Below are 1019 nucleotides of genomic sequence, written 5' to 3' on the forward strand. Positions count from 1 at the left end.
CATTGTGCAGCCTGGCGGGCAGTCGTTCGACGGCAGCCCAGTCGAGGTTGACGTGCCAGCTGGCCACCCCGTCGCGTGGGAACTGAAGGGCGAACTGGCCAACGCAGACCGGGGCGAGGGCGACGGGGTTGTGTGCGGACATATCGATGCCTTGGTAAACGGGCGCTGGCGTGCAGCCGGTGAGCAGGGTGGCAAGCAGGGCTGGAAGTACCCATGAGACGAATGACGTGCGCATGATGTGTGCCGTCAGCGCTTGTGCACCGAGTCGAGCACCGCGTCCCACAGGCCAAGCAGGGCTTCTTCGGAGACGGGCGGGGCGCCGGGGTCCATTTCGTCTCCGGAATCCATCTGCAGGGATAACCCCGGGCTGCCATGCACACTGGCTTTGGCATCCGATACACGCCAGAAGAATCTGTAAAGCTGAACCTTGTTGTTCGTTGTTTTACGCCATACCACTTCATGCCCTTCGCGGCCCGCAACGGCGCGACCTCCCTTCCGCAGTGTTTCAAATTCCCGTGGTGATGCGGGATCGTCGCGGATCATCGGATCGGATCGAAGCAGGGAAAATTGCTTCTGGTCGATCTCCAACTGACCAAATGGAGTGAACATCCTGGGATCTTCCCCTGACAATTCGGCGAAGCTGGATATGTCTGGTGCTTCCACAGTGCCAACCACCAATGACGTGTTGCTCATCCCCGCCGGCCTTGCGTGCAGGCTTGCGCGGAGCTTGATCTCCGCGTTCACCACTGCCCCATCAATGCAGAATCCGCCCGGTTGATCCAGGCTGTTCAGTGGCTGAAGCCGCGAGAATATCCGCTTGTAGGCGGGTAGCTTGGCTTTGATCTCCTCACCTTCGCCCAGCCCTTTGAACAGATGGCCGCGGTCACCCAGCCTGAGGTAGCGCTCGAGATAGTAGGCGCTGATGTTGGTGTCTTCCTCTCGATGCAACAGCAACGCCGCGTTCTCACCTACTTGCTCGTAGTGGCTCAGCAGACTCGGCTCTGTGTCGTGTGGCTGGG

General features: G+C 60.3%; 2 protein-coding genes. One reads left to right on the forward strand and one right to left on the reverse strand.

Translation table 11 applies throughout. The features are described 5' to 3' along the window. On the forward strand, positions 1–217 hold a 217-nt coding region (locus tag DBR34_RS21685; RefSeq protein WP_219928224.1), incomplete at its 5' end, for a hypothetical protein. Positions 218–246: 29 nt separating this feature from the next. Here DBR34_RS21685 and DBR34_RS21230 read toward each other — a convergent pair. Further along, positions 247–1019, reverse strand: a 773-nt coding sequence (locus tag DBR34_RS21230) for a T6SS immunity protein Tli4 family protein (RefSeq protein ID WP_258223718.1), incomplete at its 5' end; no start/stop codon positions are given.

Origin of the sequence: Stenotrophomonas sp. HMWF003 (genome assembly GCF_003061285.1) — a bacterium.
In the GTDB taxonomy this organism is placed as follows: domain Bacteria; phylum Pseudomonadota; class Gammaproteobacteria; order Xanthomonadales; family Xanthomonadaceae; genus Stenotrophomonas; species Stenotrophomonas maltophilia_AP.